The 23,503-nt window shown below is 69.0% G+C and carries 22 protein-coding genes and 1 riboswitch; of the genes, 10 read left to right on the forward strand and 12 right to left on the reverse strand.

Annotation, left to right across the window (positions count from 1 at the left end):
• Positions 1 to 281: 281 nt before the first annotated feature.
• Complete coding sequence (locus CDO52_RS00510) at positions 282 to 1,139, forward strand: siderophore-interacting protein (RefSeq protein ID WP_026125935.1); 858 nt, start codon at positions 282 to 284, stop codon at positions 1,137 to 1,139.
• Here the strand turns inward: CDO52_RS00510 and CDO52_RS00515 are convergent.
• The 3 genes from CDO52_RS00515 to idi all read right to left on the reverse strand — a co-directional run bounded on the left by CDO52_RS00515 (position 1,136) and on the right by idi (position 3,148).
• Entirely contained in the window at positions 1,136 to 1,447 is a 312-nt protein-coding gene (locus CDO52_RS00515; RefSeq protein ID WP_017619454.1) for a YciI family protein, read from the reverse strand. The two genes, CDO52_RS00510 and CDO52_RS00515, sit on opposite strands and share 4 nt — an antisense overlap.
• A gap of 105 nt (positions 1,448 to 1,552) precedes the next feature.
• Positions 1,553 to 2,404 carry a LysR family transcriptional regulator gene (locus tag CDO52_RS00520; RefSeq protein ID WP_017619455.1) on the reverse strand — a complete coding sequence of 284 codons (852 nt, stop codon included), beginning with the start codon at positions 2,402 to 2,404 and terminating at the stop codon, positions 1,553 to 1,555.
• 135 nt (positions 2,405 to 2,539) lie between these two features.
• Complete coding sequence (gene idi, locus CDO52_RS00525; protein ID WP_017619456.1) at positions 2,540 to 3,148, reverse strand: isopentenyl-diphosphate Delta-isomerase; 609 nt, start codon at positions 3,146 to 3,148, stop codon at positions 2,540 to 2,542.
• A 491-nt stretch (positions 3,149 to 3,639) separates the two neighbouring features.
• On the opposite strand from idi, the gene CDO52_RS00530 reads away from it, so the two are divergent.
• On the forward strand, positions 3,640 to 4,617 hold the full coding sequence (locus CDO52_RS00530) for a nucleoside hydrolase (protein WP_017619457.1): 978 nt from the start codon (positions 3,640 to 3,642) through the stop codon (positions 4,615 to 4,617).
• A 57-nt stretch (positions 4,618 to 4,674) separates the two neighbouring features.
• Entirely contained in the window at positions 4,675 to 5,970 is a 1,296-nt protein-coding gene (locus CDO52_RS00535) for a cytochrome P450 (RefSeq protein WP_198345810.1), read from the forward strand.
• 101 nt (positions 5,971 to 6,071) lie between these two features.
• Here the strand turns inward: CDO52_RS00535 and CDO52_RS00540 are convergent, their stop codons facing one another.
• The 4 genes from CDO52_RS00540 to putP all read right to left on the reverse strand — a co-directional run bounded on the left by CDO52_RS00540 (position 6,072) and on the right by putP (position 11,450).
• Positions 6,072 to 7,973 (reverse strand): ABC transporter ATP-binding protein, encoded by a 1,902-nt coding sequence (locus CDO52_RS00540; protein WP_198345855.1) that lies wholly within the window; start codon positions 7,971 to 7,973, stop codon positions 6,072 to 6,074.
• Positions 7,974 to 8,252: 279 nt separating this feature from the next.
• The gene (gene nadE / locus CDO52_RS00545; protein ID WP_017619460.1) at positions 8,253 to 9,092 is read right to left on the reverse strand and encodes an ammonia-dependent NAD(+) synthetase; all 840 of its coding nucleotides are present in this window, start codon (positions 9,090 to 9,092) and stop codon (positions 8,253 to 8,255) included.
• Between the two features lie 144 nt (positions 9,093 to 9,236).
• Complete coding sequence (locus CDO52_RS00550; protein ID WP_026125936.1) at positions 9,237 to 9,809, reverse strand: putative glycolipid-binding domain-containing protein; 573 nt, start codon at positions 9,807 to 9,809, stop codon at positions 9,237 to 9,239.
• Positions 9,810 to 9,947: 138 nt separating this feature from the next.
• Positions 9,948 to 11,450, reverse strand: coding sequence for a sodium/proline symporter PutP (gene putP, locus CDO52_RS00555; protein WP_017619462.1), 1,503 nt, complete (start codon positions 11,448 to 11,450; stop codon positions 9,948 to 9,950).
• A 316-nt stretch (positions 11,451 to 11,766) separates the two neighbouring features.
• A riboswitch (cobalamin riboswitch) is annotated at positions 11,767 to 11,946 on the forward strand.
• A gap of 95 nt (positions 11,947 to 12,041) precedes the next feature.
• Between putP and CDO52_RS00560 the strand changes: the two genes are divergently transcribed.
• The 3 genes from CDO52_RS00560 (at position 12,042) to CDO52_RS00570 (ending at position 16,106) form a co-directional block, all read left to right on the forward strand.
• Positions 12,042 to 13,100, forward strand: coding sequence for an ABC transporter substrate-binding protein (locus CDO52_RS00560; RefSeq protein ID WP_017619463.1), 1,059 nt, complete (start codon positions 12,042 to 12,044; stop codon positions 13,098 to 13,100).
• An 8-nt stretch (positions 13,101 to 13,108) separates the two neighbouring features.
• On the forward strand, positions 13,109 to 14,263 hold the full coding sequence (locus CDO52_RS00565; protein ID WP_017619464.1) for a FecCD family ABC transporter permease: 1,155 nt from the start codon (positions 13,109 to 13,111) through the stop codon (positions 14,261 to 14,263).
• A 214-nt stretch (positions 14,264 to 14,477) separates the two neighbouring features.
• Complete coding sequence (locus CDO52_RS00570; protein ID WP_094932158.1) at positions 14,478 to 16,106, forward strand: alpha/beta fold hydrolase; 1,629 nt, start codon at positions 14,478 to 14,480, stop codon at positions 16,104 to 16,106.
• Positions 16,107 to 16,266: 160 nt separating this feature from the next.
• Here the strand turns inward: CDO52_RS00570 and CDO52_RS00575 are convergent, their stop codons facing one another.
• The 3 genes from CDO52_RS00575 to CDO52_RS00585 form a co-directional block, all read right to left on the reverse strand.
• Positions 16,267 to 17,415 carry an OmpA family protein gene (locus CDO52_RS00575; RefSeq protein ID WP_017619466.1) on the reverse strand — a complete coding sequence of 383 codons (1,149 nt, stop codon included), beginning with the start codon at positions 17,413 to 17,415 and terminating at the stop codon, positions 16,267 to 16,269.
• 77 nt (positions 17,416 to 17,492) lie between these two features.
• Positions 17,493 to 18,053, reverse strand: a complete 561-nt coding sequence (locus CDO52_RS00580; RefSeq protein WP_017619467.1) for a GNAT family N-acetyltransferase — start codon at positions 18,051 to 18,053, stop codon at positions 17,493 to 17,495.
• Positions 18,054 to 18,152: 99 nt separating this feature from the next.
• A complete protein-coding gene (locus CDO52_RS00585; protein WP_017619468.1) occupies positions 18,153 to 19,028 on the reverse strand; it encodes an alpha/beta fold hydrolase in 876 nt (291 codons plus the stop codon).
• 524 nt (positions 19,029 to 19,552) lie between these two features.
• Between CDO52_RS00585 and CDO52_RS00590 the strand changes: the two genes are divergently transcribed.
• From CDO52_RS00590 to CDO52_RS00605, 4 genes are all read left to right on the forward strand, one after another.
• Positions 19,553 to 19,843 (forward strand): hypothetical protein, encoded by a 291-nt coding sequence (locus tag CDO52_RS00590; protein ID WP_017619469.1) that lies wholly within the window; start codon positions 19,553 to 19,555, stop codon positions 19,841 to 19,843.
• Positions 19,844 to 19,849: 6 nt separating this feature from the next.
• Positions 19,850 to 20,812, forward strand: a complete 963-nt coding sequence (locus tag CDO52_RS00595; protein ID WP_017619470.1) for an MvdC/MvdD family ATP grasp protein — start codon at positions 19,850 to 19,852, stop codon at positions 20,810 to 20,812.
• A complete protein-coding gene (locus CDO52_RS00600; protein WP_017619471.1) occupies positions 20,809 to 21,942 on the forward strand; it encodes a methyltransferase domain-containing protein in 1,134 nt (377 codons plus the stop codon). The genes CDO52_RS00595 and CDO52_RS00600 overlap by 4 nt, the downstream gene beginning before the upstream one ends.
• A gap of 88 nt (positions 21,943 to 22,030) precedes the next feature.
• Positions 22,031 to 22,246, forward strand: a complete 216-nt coding sequence (locus CDO52_RS00605) for a hypothetical protein (protein ID WP_017619472.1) — start codon at positions 22,031 to 22,033, stop codon at positions 22,244 to 22,246.
• A 180-nt stretch (positions 22,247 to 22,426) separates the two neighbouring features.
• On the opposite strand, the gene CDO52_RS00610 is transcribed toward CDO52_RS00605, so the two are convergent.
• Together CDO52_RS00610 and CDO52_RS00615 are read right to left on the reverse strand one after the other, a co-directional pair.
• Complete coding sequence (locus CDO52_RS00610; RefSeq protein WP_017619473.1) at positions 22,427 to 22,618, reverse strand: DUF397 domain-containing protein; 192 nt, start codon at positions 22,616 to 22,618, stop codon at positions 22,427 to 22,429.
• 10 nt (positions 22,619 to 22,628) lie between these two features.
• Positions 22,629 to 23,477 carry a helix-turn-helix domain-containing protein gene (locus CDO52_RS00615; RefSeq protein WP_026125939.1) on the reverse strand — a complete coding sequence of 283 codons (849 nt, stop codon included), beginning with the start codon at positions 23,475 to 23,477 and terminating at the stop codon, positions 22,629 to 22,631.
• Positions 23,478 to 23,503 lie beyond the last annotated feature (26 nt).

The raw sequence follows: 23,503 nt of genomic DNA on the forward strand, positions 1-23,503 counted from the left end.
TCTGGTTCCTCCACATCACGCAGCGATTGGAGCCGAAAGACAGTCGTCCGCTGTGCGCCGACGATAACCCCGAGCCGCCCGCCCGCGCGGTAGCGGCCCCCTGTGTCTGCGAGGTCGCGCGCGTCGTGCCCGCCCCCCCGCGCAGGAGCCTCCCGCGCGGGCCGTCCGCGGTCGGCACAACGCCCTGTCCAGGAACGTTTGCCGTGAGGAGCGGACCCACCTAATGTGAACGAGGTTAGGATCGCCTAACCTCACTGCATTCGGGGACAAAGGGGGACACGATGGCCGAACCACGGCAGCGTGCGAAGAGAGCCGTCCACTGCGGCCGAGTCGAGAGCGTGGAGCGCCTGACACCGCATATGGTCCGCGTGGTGCTCGGCGGCGAGGGCCTCGCGAAGTTCAGTACGAGCGAGGCGACCGACAGCTACGTCAAGCTGCTCTTCACCCCGCCCGGCGTGGACCACTACCCCGAGCCCTTCGACATCGAGGAGATCCGCGCCGAGCGTCCCCGGGAGGAGTGGCCCATCGTGCGCACCTACACGGTGCGGGCCTGGGATCCGCGGGAACGGCTGCTCACCCTCGACTTCGTCGTGCACGGCGACTCCGGCGTGGCCGGCCCCTGGGCCGCCAACGCCCGTCCCGGCGAACTGCTGCGCTTCCTCGGCCCCGGCGGCGGCTACGCCCCCGGCACCGAGGCCGACTGGCACCTGCTCGCGGGCGACGAGAGCGCGCTCCCGGCCATCGCGGCCTCGATCGAGCGCCTGCCGGAGGGACACACCGCGCACGCCTTCATCGAAGTGGCCGACCCGGGCGAGGAGCAGCACGTCTCCGCTCACCCCGACGTCCAGGTGCACTGGCTGTACCGCGGGTCCCGTCCCGTGGGTGCCGCGCTCGTCGAGGCCGTGCGGACGCTCGAATTCCCACACGGCGACGTCCAGGCCTTCGTCCACGGCGAGGCCAACACGGTCAAGGAGCTGCGCTCGTTCCTCCGCGTCGAACGCGAAATCCCACGGGAGAACCTGTCGATCTCCGGCTACTGGCGTCTGGGCCGCACTGAGGACGCGTGGCAGTCGACCAAGGCCGAGTGGAACCGCCGGATCGAGGAGGAAGAGGCCTCCCGTATCGGCTCCGCCGCCTAGAACGGCCGGGTTGAGGCCCCTGGAGCCGCGTGCTCCCGGGGCGTGATCGCGGATCGGGTCGCGTTCCACTGGAGGACCTCATAGCTCGCCGCTCCTTCGCACACGAAGGGGTCCTGGCCGATGACCCGGTCGATCCGGGCGCGGTCGTCTCCCCCGGCCAGGATCACCCCTCCGCAACGGGGCACGCGGGGACCCGACATCAGGAACGTCCCGTCCTCGTAGTTGCGGCGCAGGTACTCGTTGTGCGCGGGCAGCAGCCGGTCGATCTCGGCGAGGTCGCCCTGATAGGTCAGCAGCAGAAGGAACAACGTCGGCCTCCTCGGGTGGGCGGTCGTGCGGGCAACACCCGCGCAGTCAACGCCCCGGGCGGCCCAGCGTCCACGAGGCCATTCCTCAGGCGGCCAAGGCCGCGGCTAAGAGGCCAGGTCATGGGCGATCGCCGGGAACACGGTGTGCCGCTCGTCACCGCGCCACGCCAGTGCCACGCGCATGCGCGGCGCCCCATCGGCCAACGGACGCCAGGCCAGCGACGGGTCGCCGATGTGGACCGACTCCGGCTGAAGGGCCACCACCGAGCCGTCGGCCAGCTCCGCGCGGGTCACCGCGCGGCGCGCGGCCGACACCCGCAACCGCGGCCGCCAGCCGCCGGCGTGGCAGGCGTCCAGGACGGCGTCGTGGTAGCCGGGCGCGCGTTCGCGACGGAACCACAGAAGCTCGTGTCCGGCGAGGTCATCCCAGGAGACGGCGGCAAGGTCGGCGAGTGGAGCGGCAGCGGACACCACCACACCCACCGGCACATCGTGCACGACCGATACCGCCATCCCGGTGGTGTCGGCGGGCAGGTTCACCACGCCAGCGTCCAGTTCACGCCGCGCGAGCAGGGTGAGCTGGTGGGCGGTCCCTGCGTCGAGGAAGGACACCCGAGCCCCCGCGGCCCGCGCCGCGTCCTGAATCCGCGGTGGAACGTCCGGCGGAAGTCCCGGTGGAATCCCCACCTCCAGCCGCTGCCCGGCATCCTCGACCGCTCGGGCCGCGCGGTCGGCCGCGGCGAGGGTGGTGCGGGCCTCCGGCAGGAGGGCCCGCCCGGCACGGGTCAGCGCCATGCCGGCGGGGGTCCGTTCGAACAACCGGGCACCGAGCCGGTCCTCCAGCACGCGGATCTGCTGGCTCAGCGACGGCGAACGCACCGACAACCGCTCGGCCGCGCGGCCCAGGTGGCCTTCCTCGGCGACCGTGCAGAAGTACCTGAGCTGGCGCAATTCCATGGCGCGATCGTAGCTGCCCCTCATCGGCCCACCGACGCCGCGCGGGTTGGCTTGCTGCCTCGGGCTGGTTACGAACAGCGGCGGGATCCCCGCCTTCCGGACGCTGGAAGGCCGGGACCCCGCCGGCATCCAGGGCTAGCCGCGTGCGCCTCCGGTGTCCGTTTCCCGCTGCGGGTCCAGGAGCGGGATCTGCATCGCCGCCCACGGGCTGATCAGGCGCGGTGTGCGCGTGGCGAGGCGGGCCAGGTCGTCCCACTCGACCCAGGCGAATTCCGCGACTTCGGCGGGGTCGGGATCGGGGTCGTCCACGGCGACGGCCCAGAACACCGGACAGAATTCGTTCTCCACGATTCCTTCGGGGGAGACCGCGCGGTAGCGGAAGTCCGGAAGCGCCGTTTCCACGCGTTCGATCTTGAGCCCGAGTTCCTCCCCCACCCTGCGGCGCACCGCATCTTCCATGGTTTCTTCGGGGTCGGGATGGCCGCAGCAGCTGTTCGTCCACACGCCGGGCCACGTCTTCTTCGACAGTGCGCGGCGGGTCATGAGGAAGCGCCCGGAATTATCGCGGATATAACAGGAAAACGCCAAGTGCAGCGGGGTCTCGCTGGTGTGGACCGCCCACTTGTCCGCGACGCCGCAGCGTTCGAGGTCGTCGTCCAGGAGGACGACCAGCTCGGCCGCGCTGTTCTCCGGGAGCTTCGCCCCGCGCTCGGATTCGCCGACTCCGTTGCCGGGGTACGTCATCGCCATCCTCGCAGACTATCGCCCGGCGCCGACCGCACGGGTAGGGATCGGATTTCGCCGCTCGGTTCGCTTCCACCTACCAGGATAGGTGTCAAGAAATACCTCGCCCCTTCGACGGTAACTCATGATTTGCAAGGCCGACCTTTTCCGGACTGATACCCCGGACCCCGGAAAAGTATTCCTGCGCGCATGATTCGCACTTACACGCTGGTGAGGTGGATTTCCGTGACTCCACTCCCCCGGCCCCGAATCCAGCGCGCGGAATAATGTCGCGAAAGGTGCACCGTGCGGCTTTTCCGTATCTCGCGGAATTGATGGCACAAGCGCCATAGTTCGGCGGGTTGTCCCGCGATGGGGCAACCGCGACGCGCCCGACAGGCGCCCCGCAGGGGGCCGATCACCCGACACCTGGTATCCCAGTGGTACTCCGGGCGGGATACGCGCGTCGGCGCCGGCTCGGAGGCGACCGGAACATCCCGCAGGAGGCCCCGATGCCCGTTCCTCTCATCATCGACACCGACACCGCCCAGGACGACTGCATCGCCCTGCTCGCCGGGCTCCTGGACCCCGCCGCCGACCTGCGCGCCATCACGATGGTGGCGGGCAACGTCGGCTTCGAGTCGCAGGTCCGCAACGCCTTCATGACCCTCAACGTCGCCGGACGCCTCGGCGAGGTCCCCATCCACCTGGGCTGCCGCCGCCCGATGGTCCGCCCCTGGGTCAGCGCCGAGGACGTGCACGGCGACGGCTCGGGCGGGCTCGACATGGACTTCGAGGGGTGCGCGACCGAGCGGGAGCACGCCGTCGACACACTCGTGCGCATGGCCGCGGAGCGCCCGGGAGAGCTGTCGATCGTCGCCATCGGCCCGCTCACCAACATCGCCATGGCGGCCATCCGCGACCCCGACTTCGCGCGCAACGTCAAGGCGCTGTACATCATGGGCGGCTCCAACAACGGGCGCGGGAACATCACCGCCGCCGCGGAGTTCAACTTCTACGTCGACCCCGAGGCCGCCAAGGCAGTGTTCGCGTTAGCGCCCGGACTCCCCATCACCGTGGTGCCCTGGGCGCCCGTCACCCTCGACCAGGCCGTCTTCGCCCAACCCGCGCTGGACGAGATCGCCGCCCTGGGCACGCCGCTCGCCGACTTCTTCACCCGCGTATGCGCGGCCACCCTGGAGTTCGACCAGAGCGTGGGCATCGACGGCACGACCCACCCCGACTCGCTCACCGCCGCCCTGCTGCTCCACCCCGAGCTGGTGCGGCGCAGCGCCCGCTACAACGTGGACGTGGAGACCGGCGGGGAGCTCACCCGCGGGTACGCGGCGATGTCGTGGGGTGTCCACGGGCTCCCGGACAACGCCACCGTCGTGGACGACATCGACGCCGCGGGCTTCTACGCCTACATCAAGGGCCTGCTGTCCACACCGACGCGGCCGCAGCGGCCCTTCCAGACCTCCGGGGGCTGACCCGAACTCTGAGCGGCGGGGACATCGGGCCAGCGGGCAACCGCGGCAGGAGCACCCTTGTCCGATGTCCCACCGTCGTCCATCATCGGCGTTGGGCACCGTGCCCGCACCACATTGCCGCCCCGGAGGCAGACCGTGGATGTCGACGCACTGGACGCACTCGACGCGCTGCAGCGCGACCCCTACCCCCGCTACGCCCAGGCCCGTCGCTCCGACGGGCTCACCAACGTTCCGGAGTTGGACGCGTGGCTGGTCGCCCGCTACGCCGACGTGCAGGAGGTGCTGAACCGGCCGTCGGACTTCTCCTCGGCGAACGCCCTGCGCCCCGACATCACCCCGTGTCCGGCCGCGCTCGCGGAGATGGGGAAGGGCATCAGCGGCGGGTCCGTCGTGCTCACCACCGATGGCGAGCGGCACCGCCGCTACCGCGACCCGCACACACGCGGACTCTCCCCGGCGCGCGTCATCACGATGATCCCGTTCATCACCGAGCGCGTCACCGCACTGATCGACGGCTTCGCGCCGGACGGCGAGGTCGAGCTGATGAGCTCCTATGCCGAACGGCTGCCGGGGGAAGTGATCGGTCGGCTGCTCGGCCTCGACCCCGATGACGTCCCCGCCGCCGTCCACGCGAGCCGCCGCGCCGAGCAGCTGCTGTTCCGCCCGCTCGACCCGGACGACCAGGTGGCCGCCGCCCGCGACTCCGTCGCCCTTCAGCACCTTATGGACGACTACGCGCGCCGCCACCGCGAGGATCCGCGCTCCGACCTGTGCACCGACATGATCCGGGCGCTGTGTCCCTGGCCGGACGAGCCCACGGCCGAGCAGCGCGGCGAGCTGGTGTCGACCCTGGTCAACGTGCTCCTCGCCGGGCACCTGACGACCACGGCCCTGATCGGCACCGCGCTGCTGCACCTGCTGCGCCACCGCGACCAGTGGGAGCTGCTGTGCGAGCGCCCCGAACTCATCCCCGGGGCGGTGGAGGAGGCCGCCCGCTTCGACGCCCCGATCCAGGGCTTCCGCCGGGTCACCACCCGCGACGCCATCCTCGCCGGGACCCGGCTTCCGGCCGGGACCGACGTCTTCGTCGCGTTCGGCTCCGCCAACCGCGACAAGGCGCTGTGCGACCGTCCCGACACCTTCGACATCACCCGGCCGAGCGTCCGGCATCTGGCGTTCGGGCACGGCGTGCACAGCTGCCCGGGGTCCCGCCTCGCCCGGGCGCAGGTCCGCATCACCCTGGAGAAGCTGACCCGGCGGCTGCCGGGACTGCGCCTGGCCCCGGAGCGGGACATCACCATGCGGCCGACGCTCATCCACCGCTCCCCGGAGGAGCTGCCGCTGGTGTGGTGAGCACCGCCGCCGACACGCGAAGCGCCGGCGCCTCGGGCACCCCGCGAGGGCACCCAGGTCACCGGCGCTGTTCCCGCTGTCCGCCGAGCGTTCGCCCGGCCTCAGGCGGCGGCCGTCGTCGACTCCAGCGCCTCCGGCACCGGAGCGGGCGAGGAGTCGAACTGGGTACGGTACAGCTCCTCGTAGCGGCCGCCCGCCGCGAGCAGCTCGGCGTGCGTCCCGCGCTCCACGATCCGCCCGGCCTCGACCACCAGGATGAGGTCGGCGGCCTGGATGGTGGACAGGCGGTGCGCGATGACCACGGCGGTCCGCCCGGCGAGCGCCGCGCCCAGTGCCTCCTGCACCGCGGCCTCGGAGGTGGAGTCCAGGTGCGCGGTGGCCTCGTCGAGGATCACCACCTGCGGGCGGGCCAGCAGCAGCCGCGCGATCGTCAACCGCTGGCGCTCGCCGCCGGAGAGCCGGTAGCCGCGCTCGCCGACGATGGTGTCCAGGCCGTCGGGCAGCGACGCGATGAGGTCGTCGAGCCGTGCGCGGCGCAGTGCGGACCACAGCTCGTCGTCGGAGGCCTCCGGCCGGGCCAGCCGCAGGTTCTCCCGCACCGACTCGTGGAACAGGTGTCCGTCCTGGGTGACCATCCCGATGGTGCCGCGGATCGAGTCGGCCGTCAGGTCCCGAACGTCGACGCCGGACAGCCGCACGGCGCCCTCGTCGGCGTCGTAGAGGCGCGGCAGCAGCTGCGCGATCGTCGACTTCCCGGCTCCGGACGACCCGACCAGCGCCACCATCTGCCCGGGCTCGGCACGGAAGGACACGTCGTGCAGGACGCGCTCGCCGCCGCGCGTGTCGAGGTTGGCGACCTCCTCCAGCGAGGCCAGGGAGACCTTGTCGGCCGACGGGTAGGCGAAGCCCACGCCGTCGAACTCCACCGACACCGGCCCCTCGGGGACGCCGCGGGCGTCGGGCTTCTCCTCGATCAGCGGCGGGAGGTCCAGGACCTCGAAGACCCGGTCGAAGCTGACCAGCGCGCTCATGACCTCCACGCGGGCACCGGCCAGCGCCGTCAGCGGCGCGTACAGGCGGGTGAGCAGCATCGCGAGGGCGACGACGGACCCGGCGTCCAGCATCCCGCCCACGGCGAAGAATCCGCCGAGCCCGTAGACGAGGGCGAGCGCGAGGGCGGAGACGAGGGTCAGCGCCGTGATGAACACCTCCTGTGTCATCGCCGTCCGCACCCCGATGTCGCGCACCCGCCACGCCCGGCGCGAGAACTCGGCCGATTCGTCGGCGGGGCGGCCGAACAGCTTGACCAGCGTCGCCCCGGCCGCGGAGAACCGCTCGGTCATCTGCGTGCCCATGGCGGCGTCGTGGTTGGCGGCCTCGCGCTCCAGCCGGGCCAGCTTGCCTCCCATCCGCCGCGCGGGGAGGACGAACACCGGCAGCAGGACCAGCGAGATCAGGGTGATCTGCCAGGAGAGCGAGAGCATCACGGCCAGGGCGAGCGTGAGCGTCACGATATTGCCGACGACGTTGGACAGGATGTCGCTGAACGCCCGCTGCGCGCCGATGACGTCGTTGTTGAGCCTGCTGACCAGCGCACCGGTACGCGTTCGGGTGAAGAAGGCGATCGGCATGCGTTGGACGTGGTCGTAGACGGCCGTGCGCAGGTCGACGATGACGCTCTCGCCGATGCTCGCCGACAGGTACCGGGTGACCAGGCCGACCCCGGCCTCGGCGAGGGCGATGAGCGCGATGAGGAGTGCGAGCCGGACGATGAGGTCGACCGCCGAGCTGTCGATGATCGCGTCGACCACCTGGCCGGCCAGGACCGGGGTCGCGACGGCCAGCGCCGCCGACACGACGCTGAGCACGATGAACAGCCCGAGTCGGCGCCGATGCGGGCGGGCGAAGGTGATGATGCGCCGGAACGTGGCCTTGGAGAAGGGGCGTCGGTCCCGTTGGGCGTGCATCGACGTGTAGAGCTGATGCCACGCGGTGACTTCCATGCTGCTCATGCCACACCACCGAATGTTGGGGAGTTCAGGTCGGGGCGGTTGGCGCACCGCCCGCTATGGATCACGACGCTAAATCCTCAACCATTGTTGAGGTCAACCCTCCGCGGGGCGGACTGATTCCACGCGTGCGGCTCGGGACGGGGGAAGGGGGCGGGAAAAGGGGCGGAAACGCCGAACACCCGCCCAGCATGATGGGCGGGTGTGACACTTCAGCGGCGGCGGTGGGAGAAAGACGGCGACCGCGGGCGGGTGGTCGCGTGCGGCGATGCCTCAGAGAGTGGTCGGCAGGGCGCGCTTGTGCGCGGTGGCGCGGTAGCGGTCGATCAGCGCGCGGCTGACGCGGTCGGAGACCGGGCGGCCCTCGAGGAAGTCGTCGATCTCGTCGTAGGTCAGGCCGAGCGCGTCCTCGTCGGGCTTCTGCGGGGACAGCGATTCCAGGTCGGCGGTGGGCGTCTTGTCCACCAGGTCCCGCGGCGCCCCCAGCTCGGCGGCGACGGCGCGCACGCGCCGCTTGGTCAGGCCGGTCAGCGGCACGACGTCCGCCGCTCCGTCGCCGAACTTGGTGAAGAATCCGGTCACCGCCTCGGCCGCGTGGTCGGTGCCCACCACCAGGCCGCCCGCGCCTCCGGCCACGGCGTACTGCGCCACCATGCGCTCGCGCGCCTTGGCGTTGCCGATCACGAAGTCGCGCGTGCCATCGTCGGTGAAGTCCAGTCCGGCCTCGGTGAGGGAGGCGGCCAGGGCGTCGGTGGCGGGCTTGACGTTGACGGTCAGGCACCGGTCGGGGGCACCGAACTCGACGGCGCGGGCGGCGTCCTTCTCGTCGGCCTGGACGCCGTAGGGCAGGCGCATCGCGATGTACTCGACTCTGCCGCCGTCCGCGCGCACCCGGTCCGCGGCGAGTCGGCACAGCCGCCCGGTGGTCAGCGAGTCCACCCCGCCGCTGATGCCCAGGACGAGCGCGGTGCAGCCGGTGCCGGTGAGCCGTTCGGCGAGGAAGCCGACCCGGCGCTCGATCTCCTGTCGGGCATCGAACGCCTCCGCCACCTCCAGTTCCTGGATGATGGCGCGGCGGGCTTCCTGCAGGTCGGGCAGGTACGTGTTCGTCATAAGGGGCCGTCCCATTCCGTAGGCGAGCGTCGTCGGATTATTCCGAACACCCACCCACGGACGGCGCATGGGGGTCGGGGATCAGAAACCGGAGGGGAACGAAGGTCGAGGACCGGGGATGGTGGACAGGGGAGGGGGAGGGGCTCAGCTCACCCGGGCGGCGAAGCCCTCGTAGTCGACGATGAGGCCGTGGCGATCGACCGTGAGCTCGAAGCTGCCGTGGTCGGGATCGCCGTAGACGTAGCGCCCGCGGCCTTCGGACGACTGGTGCCGGGTGTAGCGCTGGGTCATCCGGTGCACGCTCAGGTCGGGGATGTCGATCCACGCGACCGGGATCTCGCGTGACTCCCCCGGGCTCAGACCCAGGCGGCGGATGGGCAGCGTGTTGGTCAGCGGAGTGGACGCGACATCCACGTCCACACATCCGTCGAGGTCGGGGGCGGGTTTGCCGTCACGCGTCCAGTGGGCGCCCTTTGACGCCAGCTCGAGGGTGCGCACGCCGTTCGGGGAGAGGATCTCGACCCGGGCGCCGCGGGTCACCCACGCCAGATCGGCCCACACGGTGAAGCGGCAGGAATAGCGGGTACCCCGGTCGACGACGACCTCCGTCGCCTCCAACCGGAAGCCGTCCGTTTCCGCGATGAGTGTGCCCAGGCCCAGTCCTTCGACGACATCGAGCCGAGACCACACAGCGGGGTGATCGTTTCTGGCGGACATGACACCGTTCTACCTGTACGACCGATTACACAACAGCGTGCCCCCATCACCGATGCGTCACAACAGCAAAGAAGGACCCACCGGCGGGGGTACCGGTGGGTCCTGTCATTCGCGGGCGGCTGGGCTGGGCTTCTGGGCTCAGACGGTGGCCTTGGCTTCGCCGTCCACGCGGTCGAAGTCGTCCTCCATCTGCTGGCTGGCCCGGCCCAGGTTGTTGAAGACGGCGATCGCGATGAGGCTGACGACCACGGCCGGAACCATCGCGTACAAGTCGGTGTGCATGACCCGGGCGTCGAGCTCGGTCCAGATGACCGCCGTGGCACCGCCGCCGACCATGCCGGCGAGCGCGCCCCCGCGGTTCATCTTGCGCCAGTACAGGGAGAGCAGGATGACGGGGCCGAACCCGGCGCCGAACCCGGCCCAGGCGTAGCCGACCAGCTCCATGATCGTCTGGTTGCCCGACAGCGCGATGGCCGCGGCGGCCACGGCCACGCCCACGACCGCGGCGCGGCTGATCCACACCAGCTTCATGGGCGAGGCCTCGCGGTTGACGAACGCCCGGTAGCCGTCCTCGGTGATCGCGGAGGAGGCGACCAGGAGCTGGGAGTCGGCGGTGCTCATGACCGCGGCCAGGATGGCGGCGAGCAGCAGCCCGGCCACCCACGGGTTCATCAGCGCGCTGATGAGCGAGGGGAAGACCTGCTCGGCGTCCTCCAGCGGGGTGTCGAAGAAGACGACGCCGGTGAAGCCGACGAGCAGCGCCAGGGCCATGGCGGTGACCGCCCAGCCGACGCTGATGACGGCGGCCTGCGGGACGGCCTTGGCCGAGCGGATGCCCATGAAGCGGGCGAGGATGTGCGGCTGGCCGAGGTAGCCGATGCCCCAGGCGAGACCGGAGATGATGGCGATGGGCGCGAGCGCGTCCCCGAGGTTCGTGCCCTCGACGCCGCCGAGCATGCTGCCGAAGTCGACCTCGTGGCCGGCGGACGGGTCGGTCATGACGACGATGATCGCCACGATCGGCACGACGAGCAGCGCGAGCCACATCATCACGGCCTGGATGACGTCGGTGTAGCTGACCGCGAGGAAACCGCCGAGGAAGGTGTAGAGGACGACGATCGAGACGCCGACGATGATCGCGACGGCCGACGGCATGTCGAAGACCTTCTCGAACAGACCGCCCATGGCGACCAGGCCGGAGGCGACGTAGAAGAGGTAGAAGAGCAGGATCAGGATGGCCGAGGCGCCGCGCAGGACACCGCTGTGGTCACCGAAGCGGTTCTCCAGGTAGGAGGAGAGGGTCAGCGAGTTGGACTCGCCGCCGTTGCGCGCGTCGGTGGCGCGCTCGGTGTAGACGCGCAGCCGACCGGCGATCAGGTACCAGCTGGCCGCGAAGCCGATGGCGAGGCCCACGGCGATCCACGCCTCGCCGAGGCCGGAGAGGTAGATCGCGCCGGGAAGCCCCAGCAGCAGCCACGCGCTGAAGTCGCTGGCGTTCGCGCTCAGGCCCGCCACCCAGCTGTTCAGCTGGCGGCCGCCGAGGACGAAGTCGGACAGGGACGTTGTCCGCTTGTAGACCCAGAGACCGATCGCGACCATCGCCACGAAGTACATGGCGAAGGTGGCGGTCGAGGCCACCATCGAACTGCTCACTCGGCTCCCCTCTTTTCTCTGCTCGTCGGGATCACGGGAATTGACCGAATCCTGACGCGCGAGTGAAAGGTGTGGCAATGACCGATATGGACTTAGTCACTACTTCGAGACCTGGCCGATGCGTTCGTCGTCCATGCTTGTCGAACCGGCCATGCGTCTCCCCTACACCTTGTCTGATCGGACATTTACCGTAACGAAGGGTACATATAGGCAGGTCGGGCACTTTACCTCTCGATGACCTTTCGCCCGCAAGTGTCCAAGATCACGATCGGGACACCACGTCGCCCAGTACGGGTACGTGCAGCTCCTGGGCCCTACGATCGCCTGTGGCGACGGAAACCAGGAAGCCGGTGCGAGTCCGGCACGGTCCCGCCACTGTGACCGGGGAGTCGAGCCCACGGATGGCCACGGCGCGCAGGCGCTGGAAGGCCGGGTGAGGCGATGATCCGGGAGTCAGGAGACTGGGCCGTCGCGACACCGTCGACCAGGGGCGCGGACCCCGGGACGAGCGGGCACACAGCCCTGTTCGCAGGGGCGCCCGCGCATCCCACCGCGCCCGGACCCGCGAGAGGACCGGACGTGCCCAAGATCCCCCGCCCCTTCACCACCTTCCCACCCTTCGCCCGCCCCCTGTCGGCCCGGGGTACCGCATCGACGTCGTCGGCGACAGCCACGGCAGCGGCCGCATCGGCCCTGGTCGTCGCGCTCACCGGCTGCGGTAGCGGGGCGTCGGACGCCACGGACGACCCCACCGCAGCCTCCCCGGAAGGTTTCCCCGTCACCATCGCCAACTGCGGCACCGATGTCGTCATCGACGCGCCGCCGGAGCGCGTGGTGACCATGAACCAGCACGCCACCGAGGTGATGCTGGCGCTCGGCTTGGAGGACCGGCTGGTGGGCACGGCGTATCTGGACGACGCGGTACTGCCGGAGTTCCAGGAGGCCTACGACGCGGTCCCGGTCCTCGCCGACGAGTACCCCTCGTTCGAACAGGTGCTGGAGGCCGACCCGGACTTCGTCTACGCGGGTTTCGGGAGCAGCGCCTTGGATGACGCCGAGGGGCGGGGCCGGGAGGCGATGGCCGATGCCGGGATCGCGACCTACGAGAACATCGAGCAGTGCACCGACAACGTCACCATGGAGACCGTCTCCACCGAGATCGACAACATCGCGTTGATCTTCGGGGTCGAGGATCGCGCGGACGAGGTCAACGACGACATCACGGCACGGGTGGACGAAGCCCGGAAGCGGCTGGCGGACGTTGACCCGGTGGACGTGGTCGTCGTCGACTCCATCGACTCGACCGTCTCCACCGCGGGCGGCAACGGCATCGGCACCGAGATCATCGAGCGCGCCGGAGGCCGCAACGTCTTCGACGACGTCGACAAGGTCTTCGCCGACGTCTCCGTCGAACAGGTCGCCGAGCGCTCCCCCGACGCGATCCTCATCTACGACTACGGCGAGACGCCGGTGGAGGAGAAGAAGCGGGCACTGCTGGAGAACCCCACGCTCGCCGACGTCCCGGCGATCAAGGAGGAGCGGTTCGCGGTGCTCCCGCTGTCTTCGGCGGTGGTGGGCGTCCGGGCCGGCGACGCCGTCTACGACGTCGCCGAGCAGCTGCATCCGGACGCGTTCTGAGCCGGGGCATGCGACAGCACACGCGGTCCGCCGCCGACACCGCAGTGGACTCCGCCGTTGATCCGCCCGCTGAGGACCAGTACGGCGATCCGCAGCGGGACGGACAGCGGCGGACACTCCTGGGGCGGCGCGTCCCGCGCCGCCTCCCCGTGTCCATCGTGGTTCCGGCCCTTGTCGCAGCGCTGCCGCTTGCTGTGACGTTCGGCGTCGTCGCCGGGTCGGTGGGGATCTCCGTCGCCGAGACCTGGCGCATCCTGGCGCACCAGATCGTCCCCGGAGCCATCGACCCGACCTGGTCGGTGGCCCACGAGCGGATCGTGCTGACGGCCCGGCTGCCCCGGGTCCTGCTGGCCGCCCTGGTAGGGGCCGGACTCGCGATGGTCGGCGCGGTGTTGCAGACGCTGGTGCGCAACCCCTTGGCCGACCCGCTCCTGCTGGGGGTGTCCTCGGGCGCCACCTTCGGCGCGGTGCTCGTGACGATCGCGGGCATCACCGTGGCCGGTACGTACTCGGTCCCGCTGGCGGCCTTCCTCGGGGCTCTGACCGCACTGGTGGCCGTCTACTCCGTGGCGCGGACGAGCGGCAGGATGACCAGCACCCGACTCATCCTGTCCGGTGTCGTGGTCGGCCAGGTGCTGCAGGCCGCCGCGAACCTGATCATCATGCTGTCGGGCCAGCCCCACGCCGCCAAGCAGGTCATGCGCTGGACCCTCGGCGGACTGGGCGGCAGCACGTGGGACATGCTTCCGCTGCCAGCGGCCACGGTGCTCATCGTCCTGCTCCTCATCGCCGCCCAGACCACCGCGCTCAACGTCTTCCAGCTCGGCGACGACATGGCGACGGGCATCGGCCTGCACGCCGACCGGTTCCGCGTTCTGATGTTCGTACTGATCTCACTGGCCATCGGCGTCATGGTGGCGGTGAGCGGCCCGATCGGCTTCGTCGGCCTGATGATGCCGCACATCGCCCGCTTCCTCGTGGGCTCCGACCACCGCCGTTTCCTCCCGGTCGCCACCCTCCTCGGCGCGGTCTTCCTCATCCTCGCCGACCTCGCCGCCCGCACGCTGGCGTCCCCTGAGGAGATCCCGGTGGGCATCCTCACGGCCCTGTGCGGGGCGCCGTTCTTCCTGTGGCTGATGCGGCGGGATGCCCGTAGATCATGAGGCCGGAGGAAACAGCTGATCCCCGTCGGCCCCCTGCCGCCATGTGACTCCGGGGCACCTAGACCGGTTGTCCGCATTCGGACAGTCGCTTGGTCTATTACTTTTGTCAGTTCCGCGACCTTTGCCGGGATATCTAGGGTCGTCGCCGTCATGCCGAGTTCGGCCCGCCGCCACCACATGGTGGCGGCGGGCCTTCCCCCTCGAAAGGCGGACCATGAACCCAGGCAAAAGACGGAGCGGACGGATCCGCGCCGCAGTGAGCATGCTCGGCGTCGCCGCCCTGACCGGCGTTCTCGTCACACCGCCGACCGCCGCGGCCGATACGGTCGCCCCGGAACTCAGGCGCTTCTATGAGCAGGAACCCTCCTGGAAACCCTGCGACGGCGACGGGCTCGACGGCCTCGAATGCGCGAAAATCACCGTCCCCATGGACTACACCAGGCCTGAAGGCGAGAAGATCAGGATCGCCATCTCGCGGCGCCAAGCCACCGACCGCGACCACCGCCGCGGCATCCTGCTCCTCAACCCCGGCGGTCCGGGCGGCAGCGGCCTGGGCTGGGCCTCCAGGCTCAGCGACCAGAGGAGCGCCGAGGTCTACGACCTCATCGGCTTCGACCCGCGCGGAGTCGGCCGGTCCACGAATCTCAACTGCTCGGCGCCGGACCCCGCGGCATACGAGCTGCCCTCCCGGCCGACCGACGCCCAGCTGCACAACTTCACCGAGGCGGCACGCACGCAGGAGGAGGGCTGCGACCGGACGGCGGGATCGCTGCGGCCGCACATCACCACCGCCAACACCGCACGCGACATGGACGTCATCCGCGGCGCGCTCGGCGAGGACAAGACCAACTACCTCGGCTACTCCTACGGCACCTACCTCGGCGCCGTCTACGGCAGCCTCTTCCCCGACCGCATGGACCGCAGCGTTCTGGACTCCTCCGTGCACCCCGACCGCGTCTGGCGCGGTGCCTTCAAGGAGGCCCCACCGGCCTTTACGGAGAACGTGGAGCGGTTCGCCGAGTGGGCCGCGGACCACGACGACAAGCTCGGGCTGGGCAAGGACGCCAAGGCCGTGCGCGGTCTCATCGAGGACCTGGCACAGCGACTGCACGAGGAACCGGTCGACGGCGTCACCCGAACCGACTTCGACTACGCCATCGGGCAGCTCTCCCGCTGGCAGGGCGAGTGGGACCTGGTAGCCGAAGCGCTGGCCCGGCTGCGCGACGGCATCCCGCAAGAAGACGGCGACGATCAGTTCGACGCCGAGACCAAGGACGCCGCCGAAGCGATCGACCTGGTCGCGACCGAGTCCCGGGAACAGCTGGTGAACGGCACCCACAACACCATCCTGTGCGAGGCCGACTGGCCCACCGACCTCGACGTCTACTACGACGACATGCGGTACTACCGGGAGAACCACCCCTACGGGTGGGGTGTCGCCGTGACCGCGCCCAGGCCGTGCACCTTCCGCTCCTACACCCCGCCGGAGAAGCCGGTGACGCTGGAGCGGACGGGCTATCCGACCGGTGTCGTCATTCAGGGTGAGTACGACGCACAGACGCCGTATGAGGGAGGTCCGGCCATGGCCAAGCGGCTGCGCGACAACCTCATCATCGTCAAGGACGACGGCAACCACGGCTACTACGGCGGCCCGGACTACGACTGCGTCACCGAGCAGGTCGACGACTACCTCATCGACGGCATCCTGCCCGGCAGCGCCACCACCTGCCCGGGCGTCCCCCGGGCCGACCTCGATGCGGACCAGCCCGACGCCGACAAGCCCCTGGCCGAGCAGGTTCAGGACGTGCTCGACAAGCGCGAAGAAGAGCTCCCGGTCGGCTAGCCCTCGGCGTGACCTCGACGCCGGGGCGTGTCCGTTTCGCCCCCGGCACTGGACACTCCCGGGTAAGAAGAAAGGGCGTCAAGGCCGGTCGCTAGTCACCGGACCTTGGCGCCTTTTCTATGCCAGCGGCCGTCTCTCAACCATCGGACCCGCACGCGGCTCAGATATCGGCGGAGATCATCACACGTCGGTTCTTCTGCTTGCCCTTGTCGTCATCGTTGGAGGCAACGGGCTTCGTCTCGCCATAACCGGTCACGGTAAAGCGATCGGCGTCAAGGCTCTCCTTCTCAACGAGCCAGTCGACCACCGCCTGCGCTCGGCGTTCGGAGAGGTCCTTGTTGTGGTCCTCGTCCCCGTCGGAGTCGGTGTGCCCGTCGGCCTTGATCGGCGCGTCGTCCGGCAGTTCCTTGATCTGGTCGGCCACCTCGGCCAGGGTCTTCGCCCCGTCCGGGCGGATCTCATCGGAGTCGGTCGCGAACAGGACGTCGGCGTCGAGCCCGAAGGTGATGCTGTCCTCGCCTTCGAGGACGTCAACGTCCTCAACGCGACGGCCTTTCAGCCGCTCACCCTCCACCCGGACACCATCCACGCGCACGCCGTCGACACGGACACCGTCAACTCGAACGGAAGGGATCTTGGTTCCATCGTCCAGGCGAGCGCTCCCACGGTAGGCCGACCCACGGTAGGCGGAGGCACGGTAAAGCGAAGGGCGATAGATGGAGGATCGGTACACAGAGCTGATGTAGCCGCCCTCGCCAGCCTCCTCCTCGCTGATCTGGCACACTTCCTCAGCGGTCACCCCGTCCTCTTGGACGCCTTCGGAGGTAACCGCATCGGCAGTGACTTCCTCTACTTCGACGTCTCCGTACTCGAAGGCGGGGATCGTTACTTCGGGGATGGTGACCGGAGGAATCTCGGTCGGTGGGATGGAGGCGGCTCCCAGGCACCCGGCGGGAGCCTCGTCGACGGTCGCGCACTGTGCGGGGACGCGCTGGTCCGGGATGTTCACTCCCGGAATCTCCTGCTCCTCCTGCACGACTTCGCCCGCCTTGTTCTTCACCTCCGGGATGATGACGGGGTCGGTCTTCACCCCGGGGATCTCCACGGCCTCGATGAAAACGCTGTCCCCGGTGCAGTCAGCCGGGTCGGCGTCCTCCGCGTCGAGCGGGCTGGCGGCCTCCGGGGAGCCCTTCTCTTCCTTCGCGCTCTTCTTCGTGCCTCCGCCGCCGGAATCATCACCGGTCGAGCAGCCAGCGGCGACCAGCAACAGCGCCAGGGGAAGCGCGAGCAGGGGGGATCTGCCCTTCATGGTGTCTTTCCTCCGCAATCCGTCGTGGGCGCGAATAGGACGCGAAGGACGACCGCCACGTTCCGGGATGATGTCGCTTACGACGCGTGTCTACTCGCTCGCCACTCAGGCGCGAGCACCGACCACACCTCTATGTCGTGCCGCTTCCCCTGATACAGGTAGCTCGCGCGCAGAACACCGTCCTTCGTCATGCCCAGTCGCTGGGCCACGGCGATGCTGGGCGCGTTCGCCGCCGAGACCCGCCATTCCACACGGTGGGTACCGCGCTCTTCGATGGCCCACTCGATGATCACGCGCGCGGCTCGCGTCACCAGGCCCCGGCCCACCGCCGACGGCTCCAGCCAGCAGCCCGCCTCGGCGGTGCCTTGTTCGACGTCCATCGTCCGGAAGAGGACCCCGCCGACCAGCTTGCCTTCCGTCCAGATGCCGTAGATCCGCCCTTCGTCGGCGGCGGCCTTCTCCGCGTACATCCGGAGGTACGCGCGGCTCGACGCCAGGTCGGTGACGACGTCGGGAAGCCCTATGTGCTGCCCGATGAACTCCCGTCCCCGGTCCATGTGGGTCAGGAACTCCTCGGCGTGCCACGGCTCAAGCGGACGCAGCTCCGCGCTGTCGTCACCCAGGGATATCGCGAACATCGTGCCCCCTCATGGTCGAAACCGACGCATAACGCCAAGAGATCTTTTCACGGGTAGGCGTCAGCGATTCCTTGCCCCGGTGGGAAAGCGCCACAAGAGTCAACTGGCGATCTGAGCCTCCAGCCACGGACGGAGGATCCGTAGGACGTTGTTCGGCTGCATGGCTCCGGTGTGGTCGAGTCCGTCGAGAACGTGGACGTCCCAGCCGAGGGACTGCAGCTCGGGGCGGGTAGCGGTCAGGATGCCCGCGATGTCGACGATGACGTCGCCCCAGCGCGGCCCGTAAGTCATGGTGTCGGCCGAGCCAACGAAGGAAAGGCGGGGACACGTAATCCTCTGCTGGGCCGCCCTGTCGTCGAACGGCTGGAGTGCCTCATAGAGCGTGACGAACTGGCGCGTCTGAGTCTCGGTCATGGTGATCTCGACGGAGTTCCAGTCGAAGTCGGCCGACTCAGACCACGCGGAGTCCGCATCCGCCTCGGGGGCATCGCCGGACGTCGGTGTGTCCTCCCCGGTGGCCATGGCGTGCGTCGCGGTGGTCACGCGGAGCATCTCGGCGTACGGGCCGTTTACGGGAGGGAACCCGCCCATGGCGAGGGCGGTGAGTCGGTCGGTGCGCAGGGCGAGCTGGAGCCCGCTGAGGGCGAGCCAGGAGTAGCCGTAGTAGGCGAACCGGTCGACGCCCGCCGCGTCGGCGACGGCGAGGACGTCAGCGGCAATCGCTTCGGGCGTGAGGGTGTCGGGCTTGGGGACGGCCAACACGTGGCCCTGGTAATCAAAGGCGACCACCTGGAACCTGTCGCTCAGGCCGTCGATGAGGGACCGGCCGAGAGCCGGGTCGACGCCCCACTTCCGCATCTCGTCGGCCTGCGCTCCTTCGGCCGGTTGGGGATCGACCGGGAGCAGGACGGCGGGGCCGCTGCCGTGCACCTCGATGTCGATCCAGCTTCCGTCGTGCAGCCGGGCCTTGGGCATGGGAACCACTCCTCCTGGACTTGGGTGATCTCTATACTAGATAAAGTAATCATTCAGGTCCATAGATTACGGCGTAATGAGTTCACCCCGCAGCTGCGCATCAGAAAATGAGAGGGGTCCAGTGAGACGGCCGAACCGCCGCACCGGACCCCTCCGAGCGTCACGCCCCTCACCAGGGAGGGGACATGGCTACTGCCTGACTAGTCCCAGTCGAGGCCGCCGCCGGTCTGGTATTCGATAACCCGGGTCTCGAAGAAGTCATCCAGTTTCCTCGACCTGGGAGAATCCTGTTTTCGCAGGTAGAAGACAGCGTTCTCCGTCGTCTCTCGGTGGATGGCGGGGCCTGACGGCGGATGCCGTCTCCCAAAATTCTCCCAAAAACCGAAGCCCTCCCCGGGGCGGATCGCGCCTCGGGGAGGGCTTCCTCGTGCACGGCGGATTGGCCGGAGACGGCCACACCAATGACTCACAGCGATCGAAGAGTTACGGTTGTCCCCCCTCATTCCCAGATCGCTGGAGGCGCGGTGAGCGAGCAGACGCCGACCCGACCGACCGATGAACTCGACCTGATCACCCACTCTCCCGACGGCGAATCCAGGGGCCTGGATTTCCGGGCCGGAGACATCTTCCCGATGGACCCGCGGCCACACCAGCGGCTGAAGATCGACGAGCCCGCCTCGGAGGCACGGCCGTGGGGGCTGAGGTTCCTTCGCGCACCGCAGCCCCGCGCGGGCAAACGCAGCTCGGACACGAGTGACTTCACTACCGGCGGCGGGCAGGACAACCAGAATCCCGAAGACTGGGACAAGGACTAAGGACTGATGTCCGTCCTGATCCTCGCCCACCCGTCCGACACAGTCGCCGACCTAGTGGCCGATGAGCTGGACGAGCGCGACGTCGCCATCGCCCGACTGAGCCCTTCGGAGTTTCCCCGACGCCTGCGTATGGCGGCCGAGCTGCCGGGCGCCGGCCGTTGGTCCGGCACCCTGGTCCCCGACCGCGGCGAGGAGATCGCACTCGGCGACGTCCGTGCCGTGTGGCGTCGGAGCGCCGCGCAGTTCGTGCTCGACGAGCGCATGACCGGACCAGAGCGGGCATTCGCCTACGGCGAGGCCCGCCGAGGCCTCGGCGGCGTACTGGCCGCCCTGGGTGGCTGCCTGTGGGTGAACGACCCTGTGGCTGCCGCCCGCTGTGAATACAAGCCCGTCCAGCTCGCTGCGGCTACGAAGGTCGGCCTCTCCGTGCCGGAGACGCTGATCACTTCGGATCCCCAAGCAGCGCACGACTGGGCCAAGGGGCTCGGCCGACCCATTGTCTACAAGCCCATGTCGGGCGTGTGGCACGCCGATGAGGGACAGCTCCGGCTGATGTACACCACTCCCATTGAGGACCCCGGCGACCTCCTCGACCCCCGCCTGGCGCTGACGGCCCAGATGTTCCAGGAGCGGATACCCGTGGAGTTCGCTGTCCGAGCGACGGTCGTCGGCGACCGGGTGTTCGCCGCGCGGATCGACACCGACAGCCCCGAGGCTATGGAGGACTGGCGCGCCGATTACGAGGCGTTGCGTCATTCCGTCATCGAACTGCCCGCCGCCGTGACCGCCGCCCTGGTAGAACTGCACCGGCGGCTCGGTCTGGTCTACGGCGCCGCCGACCTCATCTGCGATACCTCGGGGCGGTTCGTCTTCCTCGAAACCAACCAGAACGGTGAGTTCGGGTGGATCACACACCACACCGGCCTGCCGATTCCCGCCGCGATCGCCGACCTGCTGGAGAGCGCATGAGCCGAGCCAAAGACCTGGCCGACCTGCTGGGCCTGACCGGCGCCCTGCGGGAGGCGATGCTGGCCGTTCCCCGGGATATGTTCGTGCCCGATGTCGGGACGGCCGGCCCGGCGGACGGGAGCCGCTACCCGATCGACCGGCGCGCCCGCCCTGATGAGTGGCGCCACGCGGTGTTCTCCGACTCCGCGGTCATCACCCAGTGGGACGACGAGCAGACCGACCCCGGACAGGTGGATCTCCGCCGCGCCCAGCCTTCCAGCTCAATCTCCGCTCCCAGCGTCGCCTTCGCGTTCCTCTCCCTGCTCAATCCGCGCGACCACGACCGCGTCCTGGAGATCGGCACCGGCACCGGGTACACCGCCGCGGTCCTGTCGGCGCGTGTGGGTGAGCACAACGTGGTAACTATCGAGGTCGACTCGGCAGTCGCCGAGCAGGCCGAGGCGAATCTGAAGATGGCCGGATTCGCCCCGCGGGTGCTCGTGGCAGACGGCGCGGACGGGCATAGAGACGATGCTCCCTACGACCGCGTCCATGCCACCTGCGCGGTACGGCGCATCCCGGGCGCTTGGGTCACCCAGACCCGTCCCGGCGGTGTCATCGTTGTCCCGTGGCAGCCCGGATACGACTTCGGGTGGATCGTCCGGCTCACGGCGACCGACGGAGCGGCCCACGGACGCTTCCACGGACGCGCCGGGTACATGATGCTGCGCGATCAGCGCGCGGCGATGCGCTTCGCTGTCCACCACGAGGAGGAGGCGGCCACCGCCACAACCCGGCTGGACCCGCGCAGCATCATCGACGCCGGCGAGGGAGCCGAACTGGTGATCACGGCGCTCGCGCCCGACGTCAAGCTCATCCCCATCCGCGCCAGCGACGGCACGGTCTCAGTGTCGCTGTACGAGATCGGCAAACCCGAGGGGGCATGGGCGGCCTGCGATTACGAACCCGGAGCCGACGAGTTCGAGGTCACGCAGTACGGCGAACGCCGGTTGTGGGACGAGGTCGAGGAGGGGTTCCTGCGTTGGCTGGAGCTCGGCAGCCCCGGCGCCGATCGATTCGGCCTCACGGTGATGGTCGACGGGACGCACATGCTGTGGATAGATGAGCCGGGGCGGCTCCTCGACGGCTGACAGGCGGCAATCGCGACGTTCCTGGGACATAGGAGCGAAGCGGCGCATAGCATCCCGCTCAGTGTCCCCTGATCGGAGGAGCGTCCGCATGTATCCCCCACCCCCTCCGCAGAAGCCGTCGCGTGCCAGCGGCCGAGCCGGGATCATCGCCGCGCTCGGCCTCGTCGGCGTGGTGATCGCCGTGGTGCTGCTGATTCTCGCCATCCTCGTGGACGTGCCAGCCATCGGCGCGCTCGCAGTGCTCCTGGGCCTTGGCGCAGGGGTGGTCACTGTCGTTGCTGGCGTGCTGTGGATCGTGTCATGAGGAACCGATCGGTAGCCCTACCGAGTATCTCCACCTGCGGAAGTCTGGTGCTCGCTGGGTAATGATCACCAGATTCAATGGCTGACATGCACGGTCCAAACCGGATAACATGATCGAGGATGAATGCAGCGAGCCCCCGGCGGGTGACCCGCCGGGGGCTCGTCTGATGCATGCCAGGTTCTACAGTTCACCTCGCACTGTGGACTGGACGAAAGCTGACCACTCGGCGGCGGTGAAGGACAGGATCCCCTTGTCGGGGTTCTTCGAGTCCCGGACAGCGGCACCAGAAGGCAGATCGGCGACCTCGACGCAGTCCCGAGCGGTGCTGCTGTAGCTCGACTTGCGGAAGTTCAGGGCGGTGGATGAATGCATGGTTGAATTCCTAGAGCTTATTGATCAGTGATTCCATCAGCTCGATCGACTCCGACTGCGACTTGGCGATGGCCTGAAGGCGATCGAACACCTGTCGGTACTCCTTCACCTCATCGTCCTCCTCTAGGAAGAGGGCATCAGTGCGCGCCTCCAGGAAGGCGATGGGTGCGTCCATCTCATCGGGAAAGTCGAGCAGGACGAACGGACCGCTGATCCCGGGATGGAGTCCAGCCGAGAACGGCAGCACCTGGATGGTGATGTCAGGGTTCTGAGCCTGGTCTATCAGGTGACGAATCTGCCCGGCTGCGACTCCATCCTCCACAGGCAGGCGATGCAGCGTCGACTCGTCGATGATCGCCCGAACGGTGGGCGGCTGCTCGCCTGCCAGAACCTCCTGGCGAGCTATACGTGCGTCGACGGTCCGGTTTATTTCCTCGGGGCGCGTGAGCGATGCGCTCGCTGACGCTGCCGCATAACCCCTGGTCTGGAGAAGCCCCGGGATGACGATCGGCTGGTAGGTCGAGATGACCGAGGCCTCGGACTCGAATCCGACGAGCGAGTCAGTGCCGAATACGTCTTTGAACTTCGTCCACCATCCGCGCTGCCGGGACTGGCGGGCGAGCTCCAGGATCGCCTCGCGCCGCTCCTCGTCAGTGACTTTGTACAGGTCGAGCAACTGGCGGATGTTGCCGATGTCGGGGCGGGTCCACTTGTTGCCCTCCATATGGGCCAGGCGCCCCCGTGACCACTCCAGTTGATCAGTGGCACCCTCCAACGTCAGCCGGTTTTGGTGCCTCAGATGACGGAGCACGGCAGACAGACGCCGCCTGCGGACAGTAGGGCTGTATCTCCTGGTCATACGGCCTCTCCCATGGGGGCTTCGTG

The sequence above is a fragment of the Nocardiopsis gilva YIM 90087 genome (assembly GCF_002263495.1).
GTDB classification, from domain to species: Bacteria; Actinomycetota; Actinomycetes; order Streptosporangiales; family Streptosporangiaceae; genus Nocardiopsis_C; species Nocardiopsis_C gilva.

Coding starts and splice junctions, on each gene's coding strand:
- CDO52_RS00530 (WP_017619457.1), top strand. CDS start 3,640: ATGCCCGTTCCTCTCATCATCGACACCGACACCGCCCAGGACGACTGC.
- CDO52_RS00615 (WP_026125939.1), bottom strand. CDS start 23,477: ATGACCAGGAGATACAGCCCTACTGTCCGCAGGCGGCGTCTGTCTGCC.
- CDO52_RS00565 (WP_017619464.1), top strand. CDS start 13,109: ATGCGACAGCACACGCGGTCCGCCGCCGACACCGCAGTGGACTCCGCC.
- CDO52_RS00610 (WP_017619473.1), bottom strand. CDS start 22,618: ATGCATTCATCCACCGCCCTGAACTTCCGCAAGTCGAGCTACAGCAGC.
- CDO52_RS00605 (WP_017619472.1), top strand. CDS start 22,031: ATGTATCCCCCACCCCCTCCGCAGAAGCCGTCGCGTGCCAGCGGCCGA.
- CDO52_RS00540 (WP_198345855.1), bottom strand. CDS start 7,973: ATGGAAGTCACCGCGTGGCATCAGCTCTACACGTCGATGCACGCCCAA.
- CDO52_RS00550 (WP_026125936.1), bottom strand. CDS start 9,809: ATGTCCGCCAGAAACGATCACCCCGCTGTGTGGTCTCGGCTCGATGTC.
- CDO52_RS00600 (WP_017619471.1), top strand. CDS start 20,809: ATGAGCCGAGCCAAAGACCTGGCCGACCTGCTGGGCCTGACCGGCGCC.
- CDO52_RS00570 (WP_094932158.1), top strand. CDS start 14,478: ATGAACCCAGGCAAAAGACGGAGCGGACGGATCCGCGCCGCAGTGAGC.
- CDO52_RS00580 (WP_017619467.1), bottom strand. CDS start 18,053: ATGTTCGCGATATCCCTGGGTGACGACAGCGCGGAGCTGCGTCCGCTT.
- CDO52_RS00520 (WP_017619455.1), bottom strand. CDS start 2,404: ATGGAATTGCGCCAGCTCAGGTACTTCTGCACGGTCGCCGAGGAAGGC.
- CDO52_RS00595 (WP_017619470.1), top strand. CDS start 19,850: ATGTCCGTCCTGATCCTCGCCCACCCGTCCGACACAGTCGCCGACCTA.
- idi (WP_017619456.1), bottom strand. CDS start 3,148: ATGACGTACCCCGGCAACGGAGTCGGCGAATCCGAGCGCGGGGCGAAG.
- nadE (WP_017619460.1), bottom strand. CDS start 9,092: ATGACGAACACGTACCTGCCCGACCTGCAGGAAGCCCGCCGCGCCATC.
- CDO52_RS00510 (WP_026125935.1), top strand. CDS start 282: ATGGCCGAACCACGGCAGCGTGCGAAGAGAGCCGTCCACTGCGGCCGA.
- putP (WP_017619462.1), bottom strand. CDS start 11,450: ATGGTGGCCTCGACCGCCACCTTCGCCATGTACTTCGTGGCGATGGTC.
- CDO52_RS00585 (WP_017619468.1), bottom strand. CDS start 19,028: ATGCCCAAGGCCCGGCTGCACGACGGAAGCTGGATCGACATCGAGGTG.
- CDO52_RS00575 (WP_017619466.1), bottom strand. CDS start 17,415: ATGAAGGGCAGATCCCCCCTGCTCGCGCTTCCCCTGGCGCTGTTGCTG.